Origin of the sequence: Kocuria sp. (genome assembly GCF_030536815.1) — a bacterium.
Classification (GTDB): Bacteria; Actinomycetota; Actinomycetes; order Actinomycetales; family Micrococcaceae; genus Kocuria; species Kocuria gwangalliensis.
Map to the genome: position 1 here is coordinate 1 of NZ_JAUNPE010000146.1, position 5,395 is coordinate 5,395.

The following is a 5,395-nucleotide window of genomic DNA, read 5'->3' on the forward strand; positions in this document are numbered from 1 at the left end:
GCCGTCCGCCAGGAGGCGCCAGGATGCCCGGCCGGTCCAGTGGTCGGTGGAGTTCTCCGCGGGTCCCAGGTCCACGTGGCCCGGGGCGGTCGGAACCGCAACGGAGCGTTCCGGGAGGGGAGCGGGCACGGGGCTCACCGAGAAATCCGCCGGTGAACACGCCCCGTCCGGGTCAGGAGAACACTCCGCGATCGGCTCGTGAACCCGGTGGGCCTTCACAATGTCCGCCACCACGCGCTGCACCCCGTTTGCTGCGGCATCGGGGGTCTCCGTTGCTCGGGTGGATTGGAAAGGTGTGTTCCTCCCCACGAGACGAATATGGACACCGGTCACAGGGGGTGCGGCGCAACTCGTGAGAATGGCCGTCTGCACTTCCACGGGAGAACCGTGGCCGGAGTCGATGAAGGCCCGGCCCGGAGTCTCGGCAGCAATGGCGGCGGCAACGGGGCTCCCAATGATGTCCGCGGAATCCTGATCCGTCCGGACCCGCAGACATACTGCCTGAGTGACATTGGCACGCACATCAGAAGGCACCGCCCCCTGGGGGCGTTGAGTCGCCAACACCAGGTGGATCCCCAGGGACCGGCCCACGGTCGCGATCTTCGCGAGCTCGTCACCGGCTGCGGGGAACGCGTCCACGAGCATCTTGACCTCGTCGACCACTATCACGAGCTCCCGGAACACCAGGGGCTCCGTGGCACGCGCTCGGTGTAGTAGCCGTCGAAAGTCCGACAGGCCGTGCTCGGACAGGATGCGCTCGCGGCGTCGGAGTTCGGCGCGCAAGAACTCCAGGGCGCGCCGCACGTCCTCCGGGGCCAAATCGGTCAGCAGAGTGCACCGGTGGGGGAGTCCGCTGAGCGGTGCCAACGCGGCTCCGCCCTTGAAATCCACGAACAGGAACTCCAAGCGTTCCGGCGCGAACCGGCACGCAAGTGAGGCCACGAACGTCCTCAGCACCTCGGACTTGCCGCATCCCGTGGTGCCGGCGATCAGCACATGCGGGTGCTCATCACCGAGGGAAAGCTCTTCCGCCCCGCGACGCGACAGCCCGATCGCGGCACTCAGGAAGGGGACGCGAGCAGTCTCGGCCCACACATCGGGAATCCGGTCGGGTTCGGGAAGAATCAGATGAGAACCCACGGTCCGCGGCAGTCCCGAGACGTCGCGCAACGAGGGAACGCTCGCTTGAACCCTCGACCACTGCTGCATGGCGTGCGCGAAGACGCAGGCCGTCACGCCGTCGGCGCACAGGTTCATCCGATCCCGGCCGGCGCTCGCGTCCAGTCCGGGGACCGCGCCGGGTACATCGCATGCAATGACCGCAGCGCCGTCCCACGCGAGGACGGCACCACCGGCGGCGGCATCGGCGCGGTCACCGGGGACGGAGACCACGAGTCGCACGCGCTCCCGGGTCACCGGGATCAGTGCGGCCGTCCGCGCGGAATAGATTTCCAGTGCCGGGCCGATGACCGAGCCGTGCCGTTGCGCGTCCGTCACGTGCAACGTGGGAAGAGCCGGCGGGCGCCATTCCACGGTGGGATCGACAATCAGGTTCTGGAATGCTCCGGGGCCGGTCAGCAACTGCATGGCCACGGCGTTGACCACGTCCCCGCGGTGCCGGGAGGGTAGCCGCACGTCCAGGTGGGGCACGCGTGACATGTCGATGAGCACGGGTGCGAGGCGGTGCTGCGCGGGCACGGCCGACGGGCCGTCACCCACGGTCACGGCGGCGGCCCGCGGAGCCTCGCCCAGTCGCACCCACCGCTCGTGTTGGACCGCTGCGGTGCCGAGCGCGGGAAGAGCCAGCGACGCCCCCGAATCCAGCAGCCGCAGTCGGTGCACCACTTCCGCCGCCGACGGCGCCGCCTGATCACAGCGTGTCAGGTCCCGTTCCAGTGCGGCGGCCACGCGGGTCCGTTCCCGAAGCACGGCCGCTCGACCCACGGCCCAGCTGACCACGGCGACGACGGCGCCCAGGGCGCTGAAGACCATGAAGAACCACATGCCCGTGACGATGGTGATGACCACTCCCAGAACCAGGGGGAGCAGCCCCATGACCAGGCCCATTCGGGCGCCGTGCCCTGAGCCGCGGTGGACCGTGATGATCTCCGACGGGCTGCGCTCCCCGCCCTCCCCGGCACCCCACTGGACGCGGCGGTGCTCGGGTGAGTCCCCGGTGGGCGTGCTCACCTCGAGCCAGGACTCACCGCAGCGCAAACGGTCACCCTCCCGCAGCGGGATGGAACCGGGCATGATCCGGATACCGGAGTGATCCATCACGATTTCCGTGGCAGCGCTTCCGGCTCCCCGCGCCGCCAGGATGGGGACCCCGTTGGTGCTGCTCAGCCACTGGGAACCCCTGGCCACGGCCAGCTCGGTACCGGAGGCAGCACCGGAGACCACGGTCAACCGGGGCATGTCATGTCCCCGTGTTAGGTTCCGCGCGTGATGATCCTCCCCACCGGAAAAAGCAGCGCGCACTCGGGTGCCGGACCCCACCGGGTCGGCCACAGAGGGGGTGTGTTCGCTGAGCGTGATGGTTGCCCCGTCCACCAGCGGGGGTTCGCCGAAGCGTGCGGCGTTCACGTTCGTGCCGCCGATCGTTGCCGCGGCGTGGACTCCCAGAAATGTGCATACCGCCAGAGCCACGCTGACCCCGGGGGCTCCCGGTGCGGCCTCGATGGCCACGCTGTGCTCCTGTTCCTCCGATCCGCCGGCCCAGCGCAGATCGACCATGATTTCCATGGGTCCCAGCACAGCATCGCCCGCACGATGGGCCGGGGTGGGAACGTCCCGGTGTGGAAGCGGGCGGCAGGCCCCGGGCGGCGTCGTCGTTGTGCAGCGCGCAGACCGTGCACCGGGAAAATCTCGGGAAATTACCGGAGGCCAGCGGTGGACGGGCCCGGCAACGGGTACCCGCACGTGAGACAGTGGAAATCATGAAACCCCGGAAGGTTGTCATTGTCACTCGGATCTTCACACCGGAGCCGGCCGCTGCCTCGTTCAGATTGCGCGCCCTGGCCAGGGGGTTTGCCGCTGAAGGCGCAGAGGTCACGGTGCTCACCACGCGGCCGCCGCGCGGGATGAGCGACACGACCGCGGCGGAATCGTACTCGGTGATTCGCGTGCCGGTGCTGCGCGACGCGTATGACTACGTGCGCGGGATTCCCCAGTACTTGAGTTTCGATATCCAAGCGTTCGCCCGGCTGCTGGTCATGGACGCGGACATCGTGATCAGCGAGCCGCCGCCCACCACGGGACTGGCCGTGTGGGCCTCGAGTGCGCTGCGGCGTCGCCCGTACATCTGGTACAACCCGGATGTCTGGACCTCCGCGACCCTCACCATGGACGTGCCTCGGATCGTCACCGAACTGATGCGCCTGGCCGAGACCGTGTCCGCGCGCCGCGCGGGCGGCGTGATCACCGTCTCCGAGGCCATGGGCGCGGAGCTTGCAGAGGTCACGGGTGTGAAACGCGACAAAATGTTCGTGGCCGAGAACGGGATCGACACCGACATCTTCACCCCGGACGGCCCGACCGAGGAACTCACGGAACCCTATTTCGTGTACGCCGGTTCGATGTCGGAGTGGCAGGGAGCGGACGTATTCATTGACGCTCTCGCCCGGATCGTGCCCGAGCACCCGGACGTCAAGATCCATTTCTTGGGCCGCGGCTCGGACGTGGAACGGATGGAGCGTGTGGCGCGCGAAGTGGCCCCGGACAACGTGGTGTTCGACGGCATGCAACCGCCCGAGCGCACCGCTGCCTTCACACGCGGTGCCGTGGCCGCGCTCGCCTCGATCGTTCCCGGCCGGGGCTACGACTTCGCCAAACCCACCAAGGTCTATGCCGCCGCCGCGTGCGGGACGCCCGTGATTTACGCGGGTGCCCGCGGGGTGGCTGCGCAGTTGGTCACGGACAACGATCTGGGACAGGCCGTGGGCCACAACGCCGCCGAGGTCGCCGCCGCGCTGCGCACCGCCCTCGAACCGTCCGGTCTGCACGATCGGGACGCGGGCGTACGACGCCGCTCGGACTGGGCCCGCGCGCATGCCTCCTTGGGTGCCTCGGGCCGTGCCGCGGCCCAATGGGTGCTCAGCGGGTTCGTCCGGAACCGAGCGCGGTGACGGTCCACACAGCGTCAAGAAAGTGCCGAACCGGCGGAGTCCGGTAACTTAGGGCAAGATGTCTTGACCCTCACGGGTCGTGAAGATGGTAGGGAGTAAACACGTGAACACTGATTTGGTGGTCGTCGGTTCGGGTCTGTTCGGTTTGACCGTGGCAGAACGAGCCGCCAGGGAATTGGGATTGCGGGTCACCATGATTGACCGTCGATCCCACCTGGGCGGAAACGCGTACAGCGAGAACGAGGAACGCACCGGGATCGAGGTGCACCGCTACGGCGCGCACTTGTTCCACACATCCAACGAGCGCGTGTGGGAGTACGTGAACCGCTTCACCGCGTTCACCAACTACGTGCACCGGGTGTACACCCGCCACAACGGCGAAGTGTTCCCCATGCCCATCAACCTGGGCACCATCAACCAGTTCTTCCGCTCGGCGTACTCTCCGGGTGAGGCCCAAGACTTGATTCGTGAACAGGCCGGCGAGCTCGCGGGAACCGACCCGCAGAACCTCAACGACAAGGGCATCCAGCTGATCGGCCGCCCCCTCTACGAGGCATTCATCAAGCACTACACCGGTAAGCAGTGGCAGACGGATCCCAAGGACCTGCCCGCGTCCATCATTTCCCGCCTTCCGGTGCGTTACACCTACGACAACCGCTACTTCAACGACACCCACGAGGGTCTGCCGGTGGATGGTTACACCGCGTGGCTCGAGCGCATGGCGGATCACCCGAACATCGACGTTCGCCTGGACACCGACTTCTTCGACGACTCGCAGGAGTTCTCCAAGTCCAACGTGGTGGGCCAGGTTCCGGTCATCTACACCGGCCCCGTGGACCGCTACTTCGACTACACCGAGGGCGACCTCTCCTGGCGCACCATTGACCTGGAGGAGGAAGTCCTGGACATCGAGGATTTCCAGGGCACCTCGGTCATGAACTATCCGGATCCGGACGTCCCCTACACCCGCATCCACGAGTTCCGTCACTTCCACCCGGAACGCGACTACACCAAGGACGCCACCGTGATCATGCGCGAGTTCTCGCGTTTCGCGGACAAGGGCGACGAACCCTACTACCCGGTCAACACCGCGGCGGACCGCGAGAAGCTGCTGGCCTACCGTGATCTGGCCAAGGGCGAGCAGTCCGTGCTGTTCGGCGGACGACTGGGCACCTACAAGTACCTGGACATGCACATGGCCATTGGTGCCGCACTGTCCATGGTGGACAACAAGATTGCACCGCACTTCACGTCCGGTGCACAGCTGA

Annotated in this window: 3 protein-coding genes; 2 read left to right on the plus strand and 1 reads right to left on the minus strand. The window is 67.1% G+C overall.

Translation table 11 applies throughout. The features are described from left to right. On the minus strand, positions 1–2,745 hold a 2,745-nt coding region (locus Q4E95_RS10880; protein ID WP_303383328.1), incomplete at its 3' end, for an FtsK/SpoIIIE domain-containing protein. Between the two features lie 194 nt (positions 2,746–2,939). Here Q4E95_RS10880 and Q4E95_RS10885 point away from each other — a divergent pair. Continuing rightward, on the plus strand, positions 2,940–4,127 hold the full coding sequence (locus Q4E95_RS10885) for a glycosyltransferase family 4 protein (protein ID WP_303383329.1): 1,188 nt from the start codon (positions 2,940–2,942) through the stop codon (positions 4,125–4,127). 103 nt (positions 4,128–4,230) lie between these two features. Further along, positions 4,231–5,395: UDP-galactopyranose mutase (gene glf, locus Q4E95_RS10890; protein WP_303383330.1), on the plus strand; the 1,165-nt coding region annotated here is incomplete at its 3' end.